The organism is Candidatus Poriferisodalis sp., from assembly GCF_965208485.1.
GTDB lineage: Bacteria > Actinomycetota > Acidimicrobiia > Acidimicrobiales > Poriferisodalaceae > Poriferisodalis.
Genome location: NZ_OZ242344.1, coordinates 3,843,000 through 3,863,079, shown reverse-complemented (window position 1 = coordinate 3,863,079; position 20,080 = coordinate 3,843,000). Strand labels below are relative to the sequence as shown.

Here is a 20,080-nt window from a genome sequence, read left to right as displayed (position 1 = left end):
TCAATCCCATCAACTGGCCTGCTTCAGATCCGTGGGACAGAGCTCAGCAACCGCGACGCCGGCGCGACTGAGAGCTTGTTGGTGGTGCGAATAATCGGAATCGACCGCGTTCACGATCTCGTTCGGAACCGGGCTGCTCGCTGACGAAGCGGCAATCGAAACGGCCACGAACTTCCGGTCTGCCGGATCGAACGTCTCGAGAGCAGGATCGTCGGGAAACTCCTGGAAGTACCTGTCTGCGTGGGGCGTGAGGTCGAACCGACGCAGCCAGCCTTGGTGCTCGTGCGCCCAGCGAAAGAACTCGTCTCCGATCCCCGGCTGCCCTGAATAGTTGCAGTGCTTCTGGTACTCGGCGAAGATCTCGGCGCCCGAGTCCAGCAGCAGCGAGCGCGATTGGGTCACTTCGTTGAGTCGGCCGAGGGCGGCGAGCCGGCAAGTGGTGCTCGCGTTGTCACTGCCGTTGGCCACGACGAGCACGTTGGTGTCGACGACCGAGTGGATCACAGATCCGATGCTGCTCGTTGCTTGAGGCCCGCCTCCACGATGGCAGCAGTCTCGCCGAATCGATCTCCGAAGAAGTCGTCAGGCCAGTTGCGAATCTCACCGTACTCGTTGATCACCAGTTCGCCGATGCGCGACGCGCCGCTGCTGCTCTCGCAGAAGTACAGGGCTACCTGATCGGGTGCGATGCGGCGTTCGGCCACCCTCCGCTGCAGCCGCTTCAGTAGATGCTCACTGTGACTCTCGACGATGACCTGCACCCTGCGAGCACTCGACGCCTCGATGATGATGTCTGCCAGTCCCGCCTGGACTGCGGGATGCAGGTGGATCTCGGGCTGCTCGAGCAGCACGGTGGACCCTTCGTCCACATATGCAAGCAAGACGAGCACGGGCAGCACCTGTGACACGCCGAAGCCCACATCGGTCAGATGAACCCATCCCTCCGCATCAGAGCGGCGCACTCGAACGCGATAGATGTCGGCCTCCGCCGATATGCGCTCCACCTCGAAATCCGCGATGAGCTGTAGCTGCTGCAGCCACTGGGCAACGTGCTCTTCCACCGTGATGAGCCGCACGGCGCGGCCCCTCCGGTCGAGCTTGCGCGCATTGCGCCTGCCCATGCTTCGTGACGCCAAGAGCGCCTCGACGGCACGTTCGCCGGCTCGGCCGACATCGGCCGGTGATGAACCCTGCCATGTGTACTGCCGCTCGGGGTAACTGCGGAGCGGACCGAGATAGAACAGCCGATCTCGGAACTGCCTCTCCAGTTCGAGCTCGATGTCTCCCATGAATTCGGCATTCTGGTAGTAGGCGAACACCTCGTCGGGGAAGCCGTAGCACTTGCCGGGAGGGGGCAGCGCCCATCCTCGACCGCGGAATCTCGTCAGATAACCCGTATCTCCCTCAACGGAAGCCTCAAGCTTGTACTCCGGATCTCTGCGATGCCGCGGTGCCTTGCTTGTCGTCATCTGCACGTGTGTGCTGCCGAGCGAGTACTCGAATTGCTCGACATAGAGTTGCACCTCGCCCGTCGAGCCATCAGACCCATTCCGGTCCCGTGCGGTCAGGGTGGTGCCGAACCAGATGGCGTCCGCCGAGAACAGCGTCTTGTCAGGATCCCGGGGGTCTGGGGGCTCGACGCGCTCAGGCGGCGTCCAGCCGAACCCGAACGACATGGGCGCTTCGAAACTGCCTCGGTGGGTCACGTCCCGGACAAGGCCGAGCGAGATCGGCGAGCGTTCGTCTCCGCCGAGATTCAGGACTTGGCGGCGGTCCGCGGAATCAACCGTCTGCTTCAGCAGCAGGAGCGTTTGCAACAGGCTCGTCTTGCCGGAGCTGTTCGAGCCGAAGAAGCCGGTCACGGACGCAAGGCCCACCTCTCCGGCGTCTTGCCAACTCTTGAAGTTCTTGGTGCTGATGCGCGTAAACATCCCGCCGCAGCATCCCCTCGCGCCGTGCATCGGTCGTAGGGGCGAGGCTACTTCTTGGAGCATTCGAACCCAGCCGCGCTTGCTGCGTCGGCCTCACGGCATTCCGCGAGAATGTTCCGCAGCGTGACCGTCACGCCTGCTGTCGATCCACGACCTCCGGACAGTCACTCGTCGCCAGAATTGAGCAGTTCCCCATGAACACGACGCTGCCGGCCGAGCTGCGGCTGACCCATCTCGAGCAACTGGAGGCCGAGGCCATCCACATCATGCGCGAGGTGGTCGCCCAGTGCGAACGACCCGTCATGCTGTACTCGATCGGCAAGGACTCCTCGGTGCTGCTGCATCTGGCCCGCAAGGCGTTCTTCCCGGGCAAGATCCCGTTCCCGCTCCTGCATGTGGACACGACCTGGAAGTTCACCGAGATGATCTCGTTCCGCCAGCGCATGGCCGACGAGATCGGGTTCGAGCTGATCGTCCACACCAATGCCGACGGCGTCGCCCAGGGCATCAACCCGTTCGACCACGGGTCGAAGAACTACACCGACATCATGAAGACACAGGCGCTCCGGCAGGCGCTGGATGCGGGCGGGTTCGACGCGGCGTTCGGGGGTGCGCGGCGCGACGAGGAGAAGTCACGGGCCAAGGAACGGGTCTTCAGCTTCCGTGATGCTCACCATCGCTGGGACCCGAAGAATCAGCGGCCCGAGCTGTGGAACCTCTACAACGGGCGGGTCAACAAGGGCGAGTCCATCCGGGTGTTCCCGATGAGCAACTGGACCGAGATCGACGTCTGGCAGTACATCCACCTCGAGGAGATTCCCATCGTGCCGCTGTACTTCGCCGCCGAGCGGCCCGTGGTGGAGCGCGACGGCGTGCTGATCATGGTGGACGACGACCGGTTCGTGTTCGAGGACGGCGAGACGGTCACCCAGCGGTTGGTCCGGTTTCGCACGCTGGGCTGCTACCCGCTGTCGGGGGCGATCGAATCGACGGCCACCACGCTGCCCGAGATCATCGGCGAGATGCTGGTCGCCACCCGTTCGGAGCGGGAGGGCCGGGTGATCGACTTCGACCAGTCGGGCTCCATGGAGCAGAAGAAGCGCGAGGGCTACTTCTGATGGATCTGCTGCGCCTGCTGACGTGCGGCAGCGTGGACGACGGCAAGTCGACGCTGATCGGCCGCCTGCTGGCTGACTCCCAGCTGATCCACACCGATGTGCTGGCCAGCCTCGAGGCCGACTCGGCTGTCCACGGCTCAGCGGGCGATCAGGTCGATCTGGCGCTGCTGACGGACGGCTTGCGGGCCGAGCGCGAGCAGGGCATCACCATCGACGTGGCGTACCGCTACTTCTCCACGGCCAAGCGGAAGTTCATCATCGCCGACACCCCTGGGCACCCCCAGTACACGCGCAACATGGCGACGGGCGCCTCGACCTGCGACCTCGCGGTCATCCTGATCGACGCCCGCCAGGGCGTGCTGGCACAGACCAAGCGGCACAGCCACATAGCGAGCCTGCTGGGCATCCGCCAGGTCGTCGTAGCGGTCAACAAGATGGACCTCGTGGGGTGGTCGCGCGAGCGCTTCGCCGAGATCTGCGAGAGCTACCGCTCCTTCGCCAAGGCGCTCGACTCAGAGGCTGAGCCGACAGGCGAAGCCGTGGCCCGAGCGGCCCGTGAGCGCAGCGAACAAGAGCGGGAAGCAACAGGTGCAACAACGAGAAGGTTCGCCTACCCGAGCGGCTCCGTACGCGAGCCGTGCTTCATTCCGATCTCGGCGCTGCTGGGCGACAACGTCGTCGAGCCCGACGATCATCTCGGCTGGTTCGACGGGCCGACGCTGCTGGAGCACCTCGAGACGGTTGAGATCGACGCCGGGGTCGACACAGGGCATTTCCGCATGCCGGTGCAGCTGGTCGCTCGCCCGGATGCGAGCTTCCGCGGGTATGCCGGCACGATCGCCTCGGGAACGCTCCGGCCGGGTGATGAGGTGGTGGCGCTGCCGTCGGGACTCAGCTCGTCCGTGGAACGGATCGCAACCTTCGATGGCGACCTCGACATCGTCGGGCCGGGGCGGGCGGTGACCGTGACGCTCGCTGACGAGATCGACATCAGTCGAGGCGATCTGCTGGTGGCACCCGGGGGCGAGCCGCAGCGGGCGCACGATCTCGACGCCATGGTGGTGTGGATGGCCGAAGCCGGCGCCGAACCCGGCAGCTCCTACTTGCTCCAGACGGCCAATGCTGTGTCGAACTGCACGGTTCGCAGCATCCGGCACCGGATCGACATCAATACCGGCGCGCAGGAACCGGCCCCGGGACTCGGGCTCAATGACATCGGGCACTGTGTCATCACGTCGGATCGCGAGCTCGCGTTCGATCCGTACAGCGCCAACCGGGCGACCGGCTCGTTCGTGCTCGTCGACCGGCTCACCAACGCAACCGTGGCCGCCGGCATGGTCATGGGGGCGGCATCGGCGTGGGATCGCACACCCGATGCGGCGCTCGTTCGTCAGCGTTCGGAGATCAGCGATGGGGAACGGGCCATCCGCTTCGGCCAGCAGCCGTGCACCATCCTGCTGACGGGGCTCACTGCGGCCGGCAAGTCCACGCTCGCGACGGCCCTCGAGCGGGAGCTGTTCGACCGGGGCAAAGTGTCGATCCGCCTCGACGGCGAGAACGTGCGCATGGGCATCTCCCGTGACCTGGGTTTCAGCATCCAGGAGCGCTCAGAGAATCTGCGCCGCGTGTCGGAGGTTGCACGGCTCGTCAACGGCCAGGGGCTGATCGCGATCGCCGCGCTGGTGGCACCCGACGGCGTGGTCCGGCAACGTGCCCGTGACCTCGTGGGCGCGGATCGTTACGTGGAGGTCTTCGTGGACACGCCCATCGAGGTCTGCCGCGAGCGTGATCCCCACGGCCTGTACGCGATGGCCGATCAGGGCGAGATTCCGCGTTTCCCCGGCGTGTCGGCTCGCTATGACCGGCCGACCGATGCCGACCTGCGGGTCGATACGTCGGCCCAGAGCGTGGACGAATGTGTCGAGGCGATCCTGCGCATGCTCACCGAGTTCGGCTTTCTGCGAGGACCGAGCACCCCGTGAGCGAGGGTTCCGAGAACGAGCCGGTGTCGCGCAACATCGTGCGGGCTGAAGGGCGGGTGACCGGCGCCGGACGAGAGGCGCACTTCGGCCATCGCGCCATGACGGTGTGGTTCACCGGCCTGTCGGGCAGCGGCAAGTCGACCTTGGCGTTCGCACTGGAAGAAGCACTGCTGCAACGCGGAGTTGCGACGTACGTGCTCGACGGCGACAACATCCGCTTCGGGCTGAACCGCGACCTGGGCTTCTCGCCGGAGGACCGCACCGAGAACATCCGCCGCATCGGCGAGGTGTGCCGGTTGTTCACCGACGCCGGGCTTGTCGTGCTGACGGCGTTCATCTCGCCCTACGTCGCCGACCGCGACCAGGTGCGTGCGATCCATCCCGACAGCGCGTTTGTGGAGGTATACGTCGACACGCCGCTCGACGTCTGCGAATCCCGCGACCCGAAGGGCCTGTATGTGAAGGCCCGGGCCGGCGAGATTCCCGACTTCAGCGGCATCTCGGCCCCCTACGAGCCGCCACCCGTCCCCGAAATCACCGTCGACACCTCCCAGCCCCTCGACGCCTGCGTCGCCCAACTCCTCGCCGCCCTCCCCCTGACGCCCGACCGCTGAGTCGTCCTTCGCCGGCCCTCACTCTTTGCAGATCTCGGCGATCGTCTGGGGCGAGGCGTCGGCGACCGCGGCGATGTCCCGCAGCGATGCACCATTCGCTTGGGCAAGCCGGATCGCAGTCGCCCATTGCGAGGCCAGAGTTTCCTTCTGACTGGTCAGTCTGCGAACGACGTTGAGTGCTGCCCACTCCGAACTCGTGGCCAGGTCGAGTCCAGACAGATCCCACTTCGACGGCCATGTTGCTCATCTTGCCTGATCGTCGGCAAATCTGTTTGCCAGTATGGGTAAGGGTTACATACCATAGATGTATGGCTCACAAGACGACGATCGACTTCGACGACGAGATGGAGGCGGCGCTCGCCGAACTGGCAGCGATCGATGGCACCAAGAAGCTCGCCATCAAGAGATCGCTCCTAGCTGAGGTGAAGCGTCGCCGCCGCAGCCAAGCGATGCTCGACTTGATTGCTTCATGGGAAGCGGCGGAAGGCCCGATCGATCGCGAGCACCTCGAATGGGCCGACGAAATACTCAACCGCCAGGGTGTCAGCCATTGATTGTCGATGCTGGACCGTTCATCGCCGACGGAGAACGCGTGAACTCTCGGCTGTGGGCACTGATCAAGCGGGCCGCCCAGCGCGGTGACGAACTGCACACGACCCACCCGGTGCTCGCCCAAGTCTGGCGCGACCCTGCCCGGCAAGCGAATCTGGCCCGTGCATTGCGTCACTTCGATGTCCATGCCCTCGACGAGTCGGTCTCGGTCGGTCGCCGATTGGCCGCTTCGAGCACTTCAGACGTCGTCGATGCCCACCTCGCGGTGATCGCCGAACGCCTCGGTACGTTCATTCTGACTACCGACGGTGATGACATGCAGAAGCTGAACGCCCGCTTCGAGGCGTACTGAGCGCTCGGAGAATGGAGTGACGGCATAGGGGATGCTGCCGACCGCCGTCGGCTGACCTCTCAGACGCTGCTGCCGGGACTCTCTTCGATCTGCACCCCGCCTACCCCCGCAGGAGATTTCGATGACCGTGGTCGGCCATGACATCGTCGAGATGCCGGACGACCCAACGGTCGGCGCCATGCCGCCTTACCGCCGCAGAGCCGAGTCCAAGAGGTTGAGTTCTACGAACTGCTGCGCAGGATGATGTGCTCGAGCGGCTCGCCGATTTGGGCCCGGCCGGAGGGAAGCTGTCCCGGCGCGGCCTCGACATCCCACACCATGACATCGTTGTCGAGCGTGTACAGCAGGAACCGACTGTCAGGCGCCCACGCCATGTGCCCGAGATCGACGCCGATCTCGGGCGAATGACGCCCCCACCCCTCGTCGAGATCCACGACCACCACCCCTGCGGGCGTCAAGTCGCCGTGCCGCAGCCGAATCGCGACCCGGTTGCCGTCAGGCGACATCACGCCCTGCTGGCTCCAGCGGTCCGGCGACGCCGCTGCCAGCTCTGAGGGCAGGTCGATGATGCGCTCGGAGATCGTTCCGGTGACGATCGGGTAGCCCTCGCAGATCGTCTCGCAGTCCTCGGCCCGCTCGACTCGGCTGTCCTGGTCATCTGAGTTGCCGAACTGCCCCGCTGCCTCGGCGCAGATTTCCTCGCACCATTCTTCACGCCGGTCTTCTCCGACCGTCGCGCTGAAACTCGTGTCGGTGATCCGGCAGCCGTATTCCTCGCATTGCAGCCGGACGACATGGCTGTCGCCCACCGCCAGCACCCGCCCGGCGCCGAGCTGGAGCGCCTGGTTGCGGCCGTCCACCGCCATGACGCGGCCGGCCATGGACGCCACGACATGATCCCCGAGCGCCCCGTGCACGCGGGCCTCGTTCGGCAGCTGCACCGCCGAGCGGAAGACGCCGTCTGGTCCGACGACCCGGGCGAAGAGATGCTCAGCGCTGCGGACAACAGCGACGATGCCCGGCGGGCTGTACGCGGGCAGGACCTCCCCGGTGTCCTCGGCGACGACGACGGTACCGCCGGTCTCGGGATCCACCCGCAGGACGTCCTGTCCGATGCCCACGACGACGGTGCCGCCGAGATCGATCAGCGTGTGCGGCAATCCGGGCAGCGGCACATACGCCGCGGCGCCGCTCAGCAGGTCGAGTTGGAACAGGAACCCGCGAGCGTTGCCCGTGGGATCGCCGGCCAGCGTGGCGATCATCTCCGCCTCGGGCCGCACCGGCGGCAGATCGCCTATCCCTCCGTCGAGCGCCGTGGGCGGGGGCAGCGTGGTGCGCGGCGGGGACTCGGGCGCCCCAGTCGTAGTCGTCACGGGCGGCTCTGTCGTGGTGGCCGCAGCCGTCTCGGCATCGTCGGGTTCGGAGTCGCCGCGCAGCCACGCCACGACCACCGCAGCGACGGCCAACGCCAGCACCAGCACCCCCAAGGCCGTCAAGCGGGGCGGCAACGGTGACAGCCGCCGCTCGACGACCGTCTCCTGTACGTCGGCGAAGTCGGCACCGCCTTCAGGCAGGATCTCCAAGCCCCGTGGCGGTTCAGGGATGCTCACTGTCTCACATTCTGCGCCGCATGCCGCATCAGTGCGTCGCGATCGCCTCGATGGAACGCCGTTGTGCTGCCGGACGGCCCTACCAAGACGTGGCGTTCTGGGAAAGCTCCCGGAACGGCGTCGCCGGGTCGGGACCGGGCTCGCGGGGCAGTCCGAGCACCCGCTCGCCCAAGATGTTGCGCTGGATCTCGTCGGTGCCGCCGTAGATGGACGGCGCGGGCGAGAACACCGCCATCTCCTGCAGCACGCCGTCCGTCGCTGCAGCGTCGCCCCACAGCGTCATGTCCGCTCCGAGGATGGTGCTGGCGAGCGACCGGGCACGTCGCAACGCCGCCGTCATTCGCAGCTTCGCCAGATTGCCCTCGCCGCCGGTGCGTTGAGATCGCTGCCGCCCGCGGACGGCCGAGAGCCGCATGAGCTCGAGGTCGATGTGCATCGCAGCGAGTCCTTGACGGACGAGTGCGTCGCTGTCACGCCCACGAGCACGAGCCTCAGCGCTGAGCTGGTTGAGCGTGCCGGGACCCACTCCCCCGGCTGCCAGCGGGAGCCGCTTGCCGCGGAACGTGCCGACCGGTCGGTCGAGGTGTCCCGCGATCGATCCGGGGTGCGCGGCGGCGAATGCGAGTCCGTGGCTGCCGCCGATGCCCGCGCGTTCGACCATGAGCGTCGTGTTGGTCACGCGCCATCCGTCGTTGAGCTCGCCGATGATGTTCGCGTGCGGCACCCGGGCCCCGTCGATGAACACCTCGTTGAACAGCGAACGCCCGGTCATCTCACGCAGCGGCCGCACTTCGACGCCCTCCTGGTCCATCTCGAAGGCGAACCAGGTGAGGCCGCGGTGCTTCGGCGCCTCGGGATCTGTGCGCGCCACGAGCATCCCTAGGTCGGCGTGCGAGCCTTCGGACGTCCAGACCTTCTGGCCGGTGATGATCCACTCGTCGCCGTCGCGGATGGCCTTGGTCTGCAGACCGGCGAGATCACTGCCCGCGCCGGGCTCGGAGAACAACTGGCACCAAGATTCGGTGCCGTCGAGAATGGCCGGCACGAAGCGCTCGATCTGGGAGGGCGTGCCGTGCTCGAGGACGGTGGGGGCAGCGAGCAGCATGCCGAGTCCGGCGGGCGAGCCAACGGCTTCGGCAGCGCGGATCGCATCGACGAGCACGCGTGTCTCGGCGCGGCCCCAGCCCTTGCCGAACGGTTCGGAAAGCGTCGGGTTGGACAGTCCGGCCGCAGCCAGCCGACCCCACCACTCCCGCACGCTGATGTCGGGATCCCAGTTCTCCGCCAGCCAAGCATCGAGCTCAGACTTGAGCTCGGGACCAGACGTCGCGCTCACCGCAGGAACTCAGCAATGATCCAGATGATCCCACCGACCAAACACGCGCCGATGACCACGCTCCTCCTCGTCGCCGACAGGCGTGGCTCATCCGGCTGCGCTTCATCCACGGCTCGAAGGCTATAGGTGCGAATCAGTCCGCAAAGCGGAGAAAGATTGCTGTGGCCGGGGCGAAGAACAGCCGCCACGCCTGCAGGATGCCGCCGTTGGGGCCGCAGATCATGCGCGTCTCGGTGCCGGCGGGCAGCTCGACAACGACCTTGGGGCTGAAGAGCCACAGCAGCTGCAGCCGCAGCGTGTAACTGCCGGGGCGCAGCACGAAACTCTCGGTCTTGTCGTCGCGGATCTGACCCACGCGCTGGCCCTCGATGAGCACGTGATAGCTGCGGATGGTGTCGCGGTAGTGATGGATGCGCTCGAGCACCAGCTCGGCGGTTGCTCCCTCCGACGATTCGTCCTCGCCGTCGGCCGAGTCGTCGCCTGAGTCGTCGTCGGGAACGACCTCGGGCATTCCCATGGGCGTACGCGGCGCTTTGGCGTTGTGATCGGCCATGCCCCGCCGCATCCGCTCCCAGACAGACGGCTTGGGCGCCGACGCCTCGCCTGCCATTGCGGACTGCTCTTCGCTGCCGGGCTCCGTCGTCATGAGACCCCCTCCAGCACGTGCTCGATCACTGCCGCGACGCCGTCGTCGTGGTGATTGGGGGCCACCACATCGGCCGCCGCCTGCACCTCGGGCGGTGCATTCGACATGGCGACTGCCTGGCCGGCCCAGCGCAGCATGTCGATGTCGTTGAGCCCGTCGCCGAACACCAGCACCTCTGACGCATCGATGCCGTAGCGCTGGCAGATGATCTCGAGCCCCGCTGACTTGTTGACCCCGGCGGCTGCAATTTCTGCCATGTCCAAACCCGACGGGCGAATCTCAGTGCCGAGGGGCATCTCGGGCGCGAGCTCGTCGATGATCGTCAGCGTGTCGCTGCTGGGCGCGTGCACCAACCACGTCAGCACCGGCCCATCGACGGCGGCGAGCGCGTCGTCGACGCGGGCAACGCTGATGTCTGCCAGCAGGTCAGCGGGCATTGCGGGACCGAAGTCGTGCTCCCACACGTGACGCCCGTCGGCCAAATCGAGCCCGAGCCGGACATCGGGCATCAGCTTGCGGGCGATCTCTGCTGCTTCGATGGCCTCGATGTGCGTCATGGCCCGATCGGCAATCTGCTCGCCTGCGACGGCGTCCATCACGACCGCCCCGTTGAGACAGACCGCATAGGAAACGCTGGGCGCTCGGCGCAGGACCGACTGGGCCTGCGGCCACGGCCGACCGGTGGCCAAGGCGGCGACGACGCCCGCTTCGGTCAGCGCCCGCAGCGCCGCTGCCGTCCGCTCGGTGAGCACGCCATGGCGGTTGATCAGCGTTCCGTCCACATCGAACGCCGCCAGCCGCGGCAATCCGCCTCGAGGCATCGACGCTGATCCTCCAGATGCCGTGCCTGCGGCCGCGGTGTTCATGCCCTGCACGGTAGAGGGCCGGTGTGACTCGCACGCCCGTGACTTCCTATATTCCTGCATTCCGGCTAGAGCCGATCAAGGCGCTTGCCTGAACTGAGCCTGTGGACATCTACGGCGAAGCCGAGCACATCGCTGCCGATACCAATCGCCGACTCGCAGATGCACAGATGCAGGCGACGACGCCGGCGACACCCGGTGGCGACGGGGAGCGTGCACTTGCTTTCCCTTCAGCAATGTTCACCGATGTCCCGTGAACCGGAACACAGACATGATCTGCGAATCCGCCGGACGCCGGCTGGTTCAATCCAGGTACGCCGCTGTTGCGGTAGCGGTCTGCAGCAGCCGGTCGGCGCCTCCGGCGGTCTCGAAGATCCGGGTGCGGCTGGTGACGAGGTGATCGGTGCGAGCCAGCATCTCCCCGCCGACGCGGAACGGGCCGCCCCGGCCCGGCGCCAGGTAGTGCATGTCGGCGAACACGCAACGTGACCTGCGCTCGCGCTCTGATGCCAGGCCGGCAAGGTGGTTCGCCATGACCTCGGCCACCACGATCGAGGCGCCCCCCTGCAGCGAGCCGAATGAGTTGCGGATGCGGTTGTGCATCGGCAGCTCGATGCGCGGCTCGCCCGGCACCGGCGTGATACGCAGGTACTCATCAAGCGGCGGTCTCGGGTCCAGCTCGTCGTCTTCCCGGTAGTCGACGGTGTTGTCGCGTGCCGTGCTGTCCACCACCGGCGTGTCGTCCCGGCGCGGCAGGCGTGCATAGGTGCAGACCGAGCGGGCGATCTCGGTGCCAGCCTCATCGACCACCGAGGTCTCCGTCACCACTTGGTTGCGTCCCACCCGCAGCGGCACGCAGCGGGCTGTCACCGCAGAACCCTCCGCGCGCGCCGCCAGCACCGTGGACAGGTGCAGCGTGGCCGTCCAGTCCGGCGATACCTGCAGGACCGCATGGTGACCTGCGACGGAATCCACCAAGGTGGCGACTGCGCCCAAGCGCAGCCAGCCGCCGTCGGACAGCGGCCTGTCCGCCAGATCGTCCAGCACCGGCATCGTCGCGGCCAGCGACCCGTCACCCGACATCCAGTGGCTCAGACGCAGATGGCGCAGGATGTGATTCTGGGGCGGGTAGCGGAACGACGCCTCAGAGGCGACGGAGGCCACAACGGCGGCAGGCGCCGCAGCGGCGGCAGCGCCGCCCGACGGCCCGCCGGCCGCGTCGCCGGGGGCAGTGCTCATGTCGCGCGCTCGTCCGCAAGACGCTGCAGCGCATCCCACAGCTGCGACGTCACCTCGGCAAGCTCGTCGGGCACTCCGCCGTTGGCGATGACGAAGTCAGCAGCGTCCCGCCGCTGGTCGTCAGTGGCCTGCGAACCCAGGCGAGCCCTGGCGTCAGCCTCGGTCATGCCGCGCTCGGCAAGGCGCTCCAAGCGCACATCGGGCGGCGCCTCCACCGTGACGACGACCTCGTAGGGGAATCGGGTCTCCCGACCGAGCGTGCTCTCCACCAGCACCGCCATGTCGAGCACGACGACCTCTGCGTCTGCGGCAGCGGCAATGGCTTCGATCCGTTCGTCCAGGAGTTGGTTGACGGCCGGATGGCTGATCTCGTTGAGCGCGGCGAGTTCGTCGGCGTCGTTGAACACGATCCGTGCGAGCGCGGGGCGGTCGATGCCGCCGTCTGAAGCTGCCAGCTCGGCACCGAATCGGTCGAGCACACCGGACACTGCGGGACCTCCAGGCGCGAGGATCTCGCGGCCCAACGCATCGACGTCCACGACTGCCGCCCCGTGACCGGCAAGCAGGTCGGCGACCGTGCTCTTGCCGGCTCCGATACCGCCCGTCAGCCCGACAATCAGCACAGCACTCCCGAAGGACTGCGCGGATGGGTGAACGCTCTCGCGGATGCGCCAGTTCCTTGCCGCTCTTGTTCCCTATTCCCATTGGATACGGGCTCACGGGCCGCTCGGGCCACGGCTTCGCCTGACGGCTCAGTCTCTGGGAGCGCGGCATCGAGCACAGCGTCAGGCGACGCGGCGATGCTGGGTGTCGGTGGGCGGGCCGGCAAAAGCCTGCGCGATGCCCATCCACTCGAGCGCCAGCGGACCCTCGATCGACAGCCCGGTCTCGGTGTGATGGCGACGCTGGGTCACTGCGAGGCAGAACTCGTACGCGTCGCCGCTGACCTTGTCAGCGGCGACGTCCGGTCCCCAGGTCCATACATCGCCGTTCGGGCCATCCAGCTCCACCCGCACCGGTCCCGGCGGCACTTCGAGGCCCCGGTTCGCGTAACTCCATCCGCGGGTGCTGACCCCGATGTGGGCGACATGGCGCAGCCGGTCGGTCCTGGGCAGCTCCCGCGCGTGGGTGTCGGCCACGTCGTGGCCGTGCGACCATGTCTCCATCAACCGGGCGGTGACGAACGAGAGGGCGCCCATGCTGGGTCCGAACCAAGGGATCCGGTCCTTGGTGTCCAGCGGTCGAACGGCGGCCAGCATCTTGGAGCGCTCTTCGCAGAGCCAGTCCCAGATCTCCGCCCCTGACATCGCGGCGAAGTCGAATCCCGCCGCGGTGTGCAGGTCCATCTCGCCGCGTGCGGCTGCCGCAGTGAAGTCTTCGAAGCGCTCGGGATCGACTACGGCCACTGTCGCCACCCAGTCGGTCATGCCGAGATGGACCATGGTCTCGCGACTGTCCCAGCCCTCCGCGGGCGTGGGCAGGCGCCACTGGTTCTCGCTGATGTCACTGACCACATCGCCGAGCGCGTCCGTCTCGGCCTGAAGGTCGTCGCAGATGCCGTCCATGAGCGTGGACCCTACCCCTCGACGGATTATCGGATCTTGCCGGATCACTGCCCTTCGCAGTGGCTGAGTAGGTTGCGCTCGATGAGCAGATCAACCGATCGCCACGATCCGGCGTCTCCTCCGGGCGGCGCTGTGCTGTGGCAACCCGATGACAAGCGACGCCGCTCGACGCAGCTCTGGCGCTTTGCCTCTCAGGTCGGCCTGGGGCTCGATCGGCACTCCTACCAAGACCTGCATGAGTGGTCGGTGAGCCAGCCGGGGGCGTTCTGGCGTGCGGTGTGGGACTTCAGCGACGGCATCGGCGAGCTCGGGAAGGACTTCGTTGCGCGGAGCTCGCAGCGCGGGCATGCCGTCGTGCCGAGGCCAGGACTCGGGTTCTTTGCCGGCTCGAGCCTGAACATCGCCGAGCACTACCTGCGCTCCCCAACGGCTGGCGGCCCACCGCTCGACGGCACCGCGCTGGTGTTCATCGGCGAAGACGCCGTCGAGTCCACCATGACCTATGGCGAGCTGCGAGCCGAAGTTGCGGCATGCCAGCGAGCGCTGAGCGCTGACGGTGTCGGCGTGGGCGATCGGGTCGCCACGATGCTGCCGAACGGCCCGGCGGCGCTCATCGTGTTCCTGGCGGCAGCCTCGCTGGGAGCGGTGTACTCGTCGGTCAGCCCCGACTTCGGCATCGACGGCGTACTCGACCGGTTCGGCCAGATAGCGCCGACGGTGCTCGTGGCCGTCGACGGCTACTACTACAACGGCATCCGCCATCGCACGTCGGCGAAGGCTGCCGAGGTGGCCTCCGGCCTCGCGAGCTCGGGAACCGCGCTGCGCCGCCTGGTGCTCGCTCCTTACGACCTCCGGGCCGACATCGTCGGCTCCGATTTCGACACCGCAGGGATCGACCCATCGAGAGTCACCGGATGGTCGACGTGGCTCGAGCCGTTCCGGACGGCCACAGGCGACGACCTGATCTTCGAGCGAGGCGACTTCGACCAGCCCGTGTGCATCCTCTACTCGTCGGGCACGACCGGCAAGCCGAAGTGCATCGTCCACCGGGCAGGCGGTGCGCTGCTGAAGCTCTGGAGCGAGCAGCGACTGCACTTCGACGTCCGCCCCGGCGACCGCGTCCTGTACTTCACGACCACCGGCTGGATGATGTGGAACTGGCTGGTGGCAGGACTGGCGGCGGGGGCCTCGCTGGTGCTGTACGACGGGTCGCCGTTTCACCCCGGCCCCGACCGGCTCTTCGATGTGGCGGATCGCTGGGGCGTGACGCTGTTCGGTGTCAGTGCCAAGTTCATTGAGGGCGCGATGAAGGCGGGCATTGCGCCGGCGGAGACCCACGGGCTCGACACCGTGCGCGCCATCGCCTCGACGGGCTCGCCGCTCGCGCCCGAGGGCTTCGACTGGGTGTACTCGCAGGTCAAATCCGATGTCCACCTGGCGTCATTCTCAGGCGGCACCGACATCTGCGGCGGCTTCGTCATCGGCGATCCCACCGGACCGGTCCGCCGCGGCGAGATCCAGGTGCCTGCGCTGGGGCTGGACGTCGACGTGGCCGACTCGAGCGGCGGCTCGCTGGGTGCCGGCGCGCAGGGCGAGCTGGTGTGCCGGAATGTCTTCGTGTCGATGCCGCTGCAGTTCTGGAGCGATCCCGGCGACGAGCGCTACCGCGCCGCGTACTTCGACCGCTACCCGGGCATCTGGCACCACGGTGACTTCGCCGAGTGGACGCCTGGCGGCGGGATCATCATCAGCGGACGGTCAGATGCCACGCTGAACCCGGGCGGCGTGCGCATCGGAACCGCCGAGATCTACCGGCAGGTGGACCGGATCGACGAGGTGCTCGAGAGCGTCGTGATCGGTCAGCGGGTTGCGGCCGGCGAAGGCTCGACGGCCAGCGCCGACACGCGAGTCGTGCTGTTCGTGAAGCTGCGCGACGGGCTGACGCTCGACGGCGAGCTGATCGGCAGGATCCGCGCGCAGATCCGATCAGGAGCCTCGCCCCGGCACGTGCCCGCGGTCATCGCCCAGGTGCCGGCAATCCCCCGGACCCGGTCGGGCAAGCTGGTCGAGCTCGCCGTGCGGGATGTGGTCGAGGGCCGCCCGGTCGCCAACGTCGAAGCGATCGACGACCCCGACGCGCTCAGCCACTTCGCCGACCACCCCGCCCTGGCGCTCGGCTGAGCGCCGCTGCCCACTGCGCGACTGCAGCCTCAGAACAACGACTCGTCCGTGCGGCGCAACCCCTCGATGACGAGCACCGATAGCGCGGTTGCCGCCATCAGCACCACTGCCAGCGCCATCGCCTGACCCCGCAGGGTCTCCCCCGGCGTGCCGAGCAGGCGGAACAGCGCCAGCGGCGCGGTGAGCGTGTCGGGCCGCCGGGGCAGGAACGCCGTCGCCCCGAACTCGCCGAGCGAGACGGCAAAGGCGAAGGCTGCACCGACGGCAACCGCCCGTGATGCAATCGGCACGTCGACCTCCCGGCGTGTGCGCAGCGGCGATGCCCCCAGCACCGCAGCGGCCTCGCGGAGCCGGTGGTCAATCGAGCGCATCGTGGGCACCAGGGTCCGCACGACAAACGGCATGCCCACGAGCGCGTGCGCTACCGGGATGATCCACCATGCGGTGCGGAAGTCGAACGGGGGCGTGTCCAGCGCGAGCAGCATGCCGAGCCCGACCGTGACGGCGGAGACTCCCAGTGGCAGCGTCAGGCCCACATCGAAGAGGCGCCGCAGCCACGCCGAGCCGCGTGCCGCGATCGCCGCCCGAGCGCGGCCTCCCACGACGACGATCGACGCCAGGACGCCGACCACTGTCGCGATGACCATCGCCAGTGCAGCGAACCACAGCGAGTGCCCGAGTGCGGCGAGCGCCGTGGCGGGGAGCATCTGCACCCGCTCGGCGAGCGCGGCGAAGTTGCCCAGTCCGTACCCGTCGCCGGTCGCGAACGCCCGCTCCACCAGCGACGCGATCGGCACCCCCAGCAGGATCAGGGCGACGGCGGCATTGGGCACGATCACCCCTCGACGGCGCCGCGGCGCCGTGCGTCCGGGGCCCCGCCGCGCGACCGTCCTGCGCCGCTCGGCGACGCCCGCCAGTGCGACGAGCGCCGCTACGGCCACGAGCTGGCAGAGCGCCAGCGCCGAAGCCGTGGCGAAGTCGAGCCGTGTGATCGCATAGCGGTAGATCTCGGTCTCGACCGTGGCGCGTGCGGGCCCGCCGAGAATCAGGATCACACCGAACGACGTGAACGAGAACAGGAAAGTGACCGCCGCTGCGGCTGCGACGGCGGGGCGCAGCAGCGGCCAGGTGACCCCGATGAAGGCCCGGGCAGGCGTGGCGCCCAGCACTGCCGCCGCGTCCGCGTTGCGACCGTCGAGTCCGGCCCACCAGGAGCCGACGGTCCGCACCACGACGGCGTAGTTGAAGAAGACGTGCGCCGCCAGGATCGCCCACACCGTGTGGTGCAGCGACAGCGCACCCTCGTCGAGTCCGAACCGGTCGAAGGTGGCTTCAAAAGCGCCGGCCACCACCACCGTCGGGAGCACGAACGGCACAGTGATGACCGCACGCACGATCCGCCGGGCACGAGGCTGCAGGCGGGCCAGCATCGCCGCGGCAGGAATGCCGACTGCGAGCGTCAGCGCAACCGACACAGCCGCCTGCCAGAAGGTGAACCACAGCACGCCGCGGATTGCGGAGCGGCCCAGCACGTCGGCGAGCCCGCTGAGCCCGTCGCCGACGACCGTCAGGACGGGGTACACGAAGAACACCGCCATGAACGCGAGCGGCGCGGCTGCCGCAATCGCCCATCCGGCGGCTGGTGCCGCCCGGCGCTGCCGCAGCGGCCGGCTGCGGGTAGCTGGCGGTGGCATCTGCGTCCGGCTCAGCGGCGCCCTCAGCGCAGGACGATCTCCACCCAGCGCTCAGTCCAGGCGTCACGGTTGGCTTCGATCTCAGCCGGGTCCAGCATCAGCGGGTTGTCCGGCACTGCGGTGTGCTCGACGAAGGGCGGCGGGAGCGTCGCGCTCTCGATGACGGGATAGACGAACATGTTGAGCGGGACGTCGTTCTGCCACGTCTCGCTCAGCATGAAGTCGATGAGCGCCCGAGCCCCCGCTTCGTTGTCGGTTCCCGACAGGATCCCGGCGAACTCGATCTGGCGGTAGCACGACTCGGTGATGACCCCGGTGGGCGCGACCTCGGTCGGCGGGTCAGCGAAGATCACCTCGGCCGGCGGGCTCGACGCGTACGACACGACGACGGACCGGTCGCCGCCCCCGGCAGTGAACTCGCCGTAGTAGGCGTCTTCCCAGCCGGCGGTCACGGTCACGCCATTGGCCCGCAGGTCCTCCCAGTACAGCTCCCAGCCGTCGCCGAACGCTGCGATCGTCGCCAGCATAAATGCGAGCCCCGGCGATGAGGTCTCAGGATGCTGCACGACGAGCTGGTCAGCGAACTCACCGAACGTCAGCTCGTCGAGCGTCACGGGCTCCCACGGCACGGCGTCCTTCCAGTAGTTCACGCACACGTCGCCATAGTCGACCGGCGTCACCCGGTGGCGCGAGTCCAGCTGGAACTCTTCGGGCACGCCGGCGAGCGCCGGGGACTCGTAGCGCTCGAAGATTCCGGCGTCGAGGCCGCGTTGGAGGAACGTGTTGTCGATGCCGAACAGCACATCGCCCAGCGGCGCATCCTTGGTGAGGACGGCCTGGGCCACGAGCTCGCCTGTATCGCCGACCTCGAGCAGTTCGACGGTCACGCCGGTCTGTGCCGTGAACTCTGCCAATGTCCCTTCGGACAGGTTGAACGAGTCGTGGGTGATCAGGGTGACCGTGGTGCCCTCGATCGAAGGCTCGGTCGTGGTCGCAGCGGCCGCCGCGTCCCGTGCCGGGATCTCCGTCTCGGGCGGCGGCACCGGGATGTCGGTCTCGGGAATGTCGTCGTCGCCGCAGGCGGCAACCAGCAGCACGGCTGCTGCCACGGCGACCACGATGCGGTACGACTTGCGCAGTTGATGGGTGGTCATGTGCTTCCTCCGCTGGCATTACCCAGATCAGGTTCTCGGGTCGGCGGCCGCACAGGTGTCGCCCTCTCAGCCCAGTGGGCTCCCCGGTATGTGATGTGGCTGCCACCTTACCGTGCAGCGCCATTCGCCCTGGCGTGGCAGTGATCGCAACGCGGGAGGGCCGGCTTCAGAACCAGCGTCGCGACGTGCGCAGCGCGGTCAGCACCGGCGCGGTGGAGATGAGGTCCAGCAGCTCGAGCTGGTCCTCGCTGAGATAGCGGGTACGGCCTGCGATCTCGGCCAGGGGCGGCAGCGCGATGCCCGTCGAGTGAACGCCCACCATGCACCCCGATGTGCCCTCCATGAGCACCTCGACGGCGCGAGCCCCGAGCCGGCTGCCCAGCAGCCGGTCCGCCGGTGTCGGCGGGCCGCCCCGCTGGATGTACCCCAGCACGGTCGTGCGTGTCTCGAAGCCGGTGCGCTCGGTGAGCAGATCGCCGACGAAGTGCCCCATGCCGTCGAGGACGCGGTTGCCCCACTCGTCGGTGCCCGTGTCGGGAACCTCGACGCTGCCGTCGGGGATCGCTCCCTCCGCAACGACGACGATCGATGCGTTGCGATCGCGATGGTGGCGCGCGATGAGTCGCTCGGCGATCGCGTCGATGTTGAACGGCGCCTCAGGCACCAAGATCGCGGCAGCTCCCCCGGCGAGGCCCGACCCGGCCGCAATGTGGCCCGCCTCGCGCCCCATCACTTCGAGCACCATGATGCGGTCGTGTGACTCGGCGGTGGTGTGGAGCCGGTCGACAGCTTCGGTGGCGACGCCGAGCGCGGTGTTGAAGCCGATGCAGACGTCGGTGCCGACGACGTCGTTGTCGATGGTCTTGGGCACTGCGACGACAGGAAAGCCGGCCTCTGACAGGCGCCCGGCGGTGATCAGGGTGCCATCGCCGCCGATCGGCACCAGCGCCTCGACGCCGTCACGTTCGAGTTGCGCGAGCAACGGCGCTGTGCCCTCGGTCTCCAGGCGACGGCTGCTGCGGGACGTGCCGAGCATGGTGCCGCCGCGCGGCAGCGCGCCACGCATGGCCTCGGAGTTCAGCTCGACGCTGTCTCCGTCGAGCACGCCGTTCCAGCCCCGCTTGTACCCGACGACGCTGCGGTCGAACTCGTGGCCGGCCACCCGGACGACTGCCCGGATCGCCGCATTCAGACCTGCACAGTCGCCGCCGCCTGTCAGCACCCCGATTCGCACGGGCTCAAG

Annotated in this window: 19 protein-coding genes and 1 riboswitch; of the genes, 7 read left to right on the top strand and 12 right to left on the bottom strand. The window is 67.9% G+C overall.

Annotation, left to right across the window (positions count from 1 at the left end):
* Positions 1–9: 9 nt before the first annotated feature.
* Positions 10–504: a hypothetical protein gene (locus tag ACOGXQ_RS17785; protein ID WP_419944938.1), complete on the bottom strand. Its 495-nt coding sequence runs from the start codon at positions 502–504 to the stop codon at positions 10–12.
* Positions 501–1,931: an AAA family ATPase gene (locus tag ACOGXQ_RS17780; RefSeq protein ID WP_419944937.1), complete on the bottom strand. Its 1,431-nt coding sequence runs from the start codon at positions 1,929–1,931 to the stop codon at positions 501–503. Before ACOGXQ_RS17780 ends, ACOGXQ_RS17785 begins: the two co-directional genes overlap by 4 nt.
* Before the next feature lie 194 nt (positions 1,932–2,125).
* Here ACOGXQ_RS17780 and cysD point away from each other — a divergent pair, with 194 nt between their 5' ends.
* From cysD to ACOGXQ_RS17755, 5 genes are all read left to right on the top strand, one after another.
* The gene (gene cysD, locus ACOGXQ_RS17775) at positions 2,126–3,049 is read left to right on the top strand and encodes a sulfate adenylyltransferase subunit CysD (RefSeq protein ID WP_419944936.1); all 924 of its coding nucleotides are present in this window, start codon (positions 2,126–2,128) and stop codon (positions 3,047–3,049) included.
* Positions 3,049–5,031, top strand: a complete 1,983-nt coding sequence (gene cysC, locus ACOGXQ_RS17770) for an adenylyl-sulfate kinase (RefSeq protein WP_419944935.1) — start codon at positions 3,049–3,051, stop codon at positions 5,029–5,031. The genes cysD and cysC (ACOGXQ_RS17770) overlap by 1 nt, the downstream gene beginning before the upstream one ends.
* Before the next feature lie 23 nt (positions 5,032–5,054).
* The gene (gene cysC / locus ACOGXQ_RS17765) at positions 5,055–5,645 is read left to right on the top strand and encodes an adenylyl-sulfate kinase (RefSeq protein WP_419947426.1); all 591 of its coding nucleotides are present in this window, start codon (positions 5,055–5,057) and stop codon (positions 5,643–5,645) included.
* A gap of 308 nt (positions 5,646–5,953) precedes the next feature.
* The gene (locus ACOGXQ_RS17760; protein ID WP_419944934.1) at positions 5,954–6,199 is read left to right on the top strand and encodes a hypothetical protein; all 246 of its coding nucleotides are present in this window, start codon (positions 5,954–5,956) and stop codon (positions 6,197–6,199) included.
* A gap of 38 nt (positions 6,200–6,237) precedes the next feature.
* A complete protein-coding gene (locus ACOGXQ_RS17755; RefSeq protein WP_419944933.1) occupies positions 6,238–6,549 on the top strand; it encodes a hypothetical protein in 312 nt (103 codons plus the stop codon).
* A 221-nt stretch (positions 6,550–6,770) separates the two neighbouring features.
* On the opposite strand, the gene ACOGXQ_RS17750 is transcribed toward ACOGXQ_RS17755, so the two are convergent.
* The 4 genes from ACOGXQ_RS17750 to ACOGXQ_RS17735 form a co-directional block, all read right to left on the bottom strand.
* The gene (locus tag ACOGXQ_RS17750; protein ID WP_419944932.1) at positions 6,771–8,159 is read right to left on the bottom strand and encodes a hypothetical protein; all 1,389 of its coding nucleotides are present in this window, start codon (positions 8,157–8,159) and stop codon (positions 6,771–6,773) included.
* 79 nt (positions 8,160–8,238) lie between these two features.
* Positions 8,239–9,495, bottom strand: coding sequence for an acyl-CoA dehydrogenase family protein (locus ACOGXQ_RS17745; RefSeq protein WP_419944931.1), 1,257 nt, complete (start codon positions 9,493–9,495; stop codon positions 8,239–8,241).
* Between the two features lie 133 nt (positions 9,496–9,628).
* Positions 9,629–10,141: a hypothetical protein gene (locus tag ACOGXQ_RS17740; RefSeq protein ID WP_419944930.1), complete on the bottom strand. Its 513-nt coding sequence runs from the start codon at positions 10,139–10,141 to the stop codon at positions 9,629–9,631.
* Positions 10,138–11,007: an HAD family hydrolase gene (locus ACOGXQ_RS17735; RefSeq protein WP_419944929.1), complete on the bottom strand. Its 870-nt coding sequence runs from the start codon at positions 11,005–11,007 to the stop codon at positions 10,138–10,140. Before ACOGXQ_RS17735 ends, ACOGXQ_RS17740 begins: the two co-directional genes overlap by 4 nt.
* Positions 11,008–11,108: 101 nt before the next feature.
* Between ACOGXQ_RS17735 and ACOGXQ_RS17730 the strand changes: the two genes are divergently transcribed.
* Positions 11,109–11,261: a hypothetical protein gene (locus ACOGXQ_RS17730; RefSeq protein WP_419944928.1), complete on the top strand. Its 153-nt coding sequence runs from the start codon at positions 11,109–11,111 to the stop codon at positions 11,259–11,261.
* A gap of 46 nt (positions 11,262–11,307) precedes the next feature.
* Here ACOGXQ_RS17730 and ACOGXQ_RS17725 read toward each other — a convergent pair whose 3' ends face one another.
* The 3 genes from ACOGXQ_RS17725 to ACOGXQ_RS17715 form a co-directional block, all read right to left on the bottom strand.
* Positions 11,308–12,243 carry a PaaI family thioesterase gene (locus ACOGXQ_RS17725; protein ID WP_419944927.1) on the bottom strand — a complete coding sequence of 312 codons (936 nt, stop codon included), beginning with the start codon at positions 12,241–12,243 and terminating at the stop codon, positions 11,308–11,310.
* On the bottom strand, positions 12,240–12,866 hold the full coding sequence (gene coaE, locus ACOGXQ_RS17720; RefSeq protein WP_419944926.1) for a dephospho-CoA kinase: 627 nt from the start codon (positions 12,864–12,866) through the stop codon (positions 12,240–12,242). The genes ACOGXQ_RS17725 and coaE overlap by 4 nt, the downstream gene beginning before the upstream one ends.
* A 162-nt stretch (positions 12,867–13,028) precedes the next feature.
* Positions 13,029–13,808, bottom strand: a complete 780-nt coding sequence (locus ACOGXQ_RS17715; protein ID WP_419944925.1) for a TIGR03084 family metal-binding protein — start codon at positions 13,806–13,808, stop codon at positions 13,029–13,031.
* Positions 13,809–13,889: 81 nt separating this feature from the next.
* Here ACOGXQ_RS17715 and ACOGXQ_RS17710 point away from each other — a divergent pair, with 81 nt between their 5' ends.
* Positions 13,890–15,989: an acetoacetate--CoA ligase gene (locus ACOGXQ_RS17710; RefSeq protein WP_419944924.1), complete on the top strand. Its 2,100-nt coding sequence runs from the start codon at positions 13,890–13,892 to the stop codon at positions 15,987–15,989.
* 29 nt (positions 15,990–16,018) lie between these two features.
* Here ACOGXQ_RS17710 and ACOGXQ_RS17705 read toward each other — a convergent pair whose 3' ends face one another.
* From ACOGXQ_RS17705 to ACOGXQ_RS17695, 3 genes are all read right to left on the bottom strand, one after another.
* Positions 16,019–17,683: an ABC transporter permease gene (locus ACOGXQ_RS17705; protein WP_419944923.1), complete on the bottom strand. Its 1,665-nt coding sequence runs from the start codon at positions 17,681–17,683 to the stop codon at positions 16,019–16,021.
* A gap of 23 nt (positions 17,684–17,706) precedes the next feature.
* A complete protein-coding gene (locus ACOGXQ_RS17700; RefSeq protein WP_419944922.1) occupies positions 17,707–18,837 on the bottom strand; it encodes a thiamine ABC transporter substrate-binding protein in 1,131 nt (376 codons plus the stop codon).
* Positions 18,825–18,933: riboswitch (TPP riboswitch) on the bottom strand. (Overlaps the previous gene by 13 nt.)
* A gap of 70 nt (positions 18,934–19,003) precedes the next feature.
* Positions 19,004–20,071, bottom strand: coding sequence for a 6-phosphofructokinase (locus ACOGXQ_RS17695; RefSeq protein ID WP_419944921.1), 1,068 nt, complete (start codon positions 20,069–20,071; stop codon positions 19,004–19,006).
* Positions 20,072–20,080 lie beyond the last annotated feature (9 nt).

Excerpts from the sequence above, each read along its gene's own strand:
- ACOGXQ_RS17700 (WP_419944922.1), bottom strand. The coding sequence starts at position 18,837 with ATGACCACCCATCAACTGCGCAAGTCGTACCGCATCGTGGTCGCCGTG.
- ACOGXQ_RS17715 (WP_419944925.1), bottom strand. The coding sequence starts at position 13,808 with ATGGACGGCATCTGCGACGACCTTCAGGCCGAGACGGACGCGCTCGGC.
- cysC (WP_419944935.1), top strand. The coding sequence starts at position 3,049 with ATGGATCTGCTGCGCCTGCTGACGTGCGGCAGCGTGGACGACGGCAAG.
- ACOGXQ_RS17780 (WP_419944937.1), bottom strand. The coding sequence starts at position 1,931 with ATGTTTACGCGCATCAGCACCAAGAACTTCAAGAGTTGGCAAGACGCC.
- cysD (WP_419944936.1), top strand. The coding sequence starts at position 2,126 with ATGAACACGACGCTGCCGGCCGAGCTGCGGCTGACCCATCTCGAGCAA.
- ACOGXQ_RS17735 (WP_419944929.1), bottom strand. The coding sequence starts at position 11,007 with ATGAACACCGCGGCCGCAGGCACGGCATCTGGAGGATCAGCGTCGATG.
- ACOGXQ_RS17710 (WP_419944924.1), top strand. The coding sequence starts at position 13,890 with ATGAGCAGATCAACCGATCGCCACGATCCGGCGTCTCCTCCGGGCGGC.
- ACOGXQ_RS17740 (WP_419944930.1), bottom strand. The coding sequence starts at position 10,141 with ATGACGACGGAGCCCGGCAGCGAAGAGCAGTCCGCAATGGCAGGCGAG.
- ACOGXQ_RS17705 (WP_419944923.1), bottom strand. The coding sequence starts at position 17,683 with ATGCCACCGCCAGCTACCCGCAGCCGGCCGCTGCGGCAGCGCCGGGCG.
- ACOGXQ_RS17760 (WP_419944934.1), top strand. The coding sequence starts at position 5,954 with ATGGCTCACAAGACGACGATCGACTTCGACGACGAGATGGAGGCGGCG.
- ACOGXQ_RS17725 (WP_419944927.1), bottom strand. The coding sequence starts at position 12,243 with ATGAGCACTGCCCCCGGCGACGCGGCCGGCGGGCCGTCGGGCGGCGCT.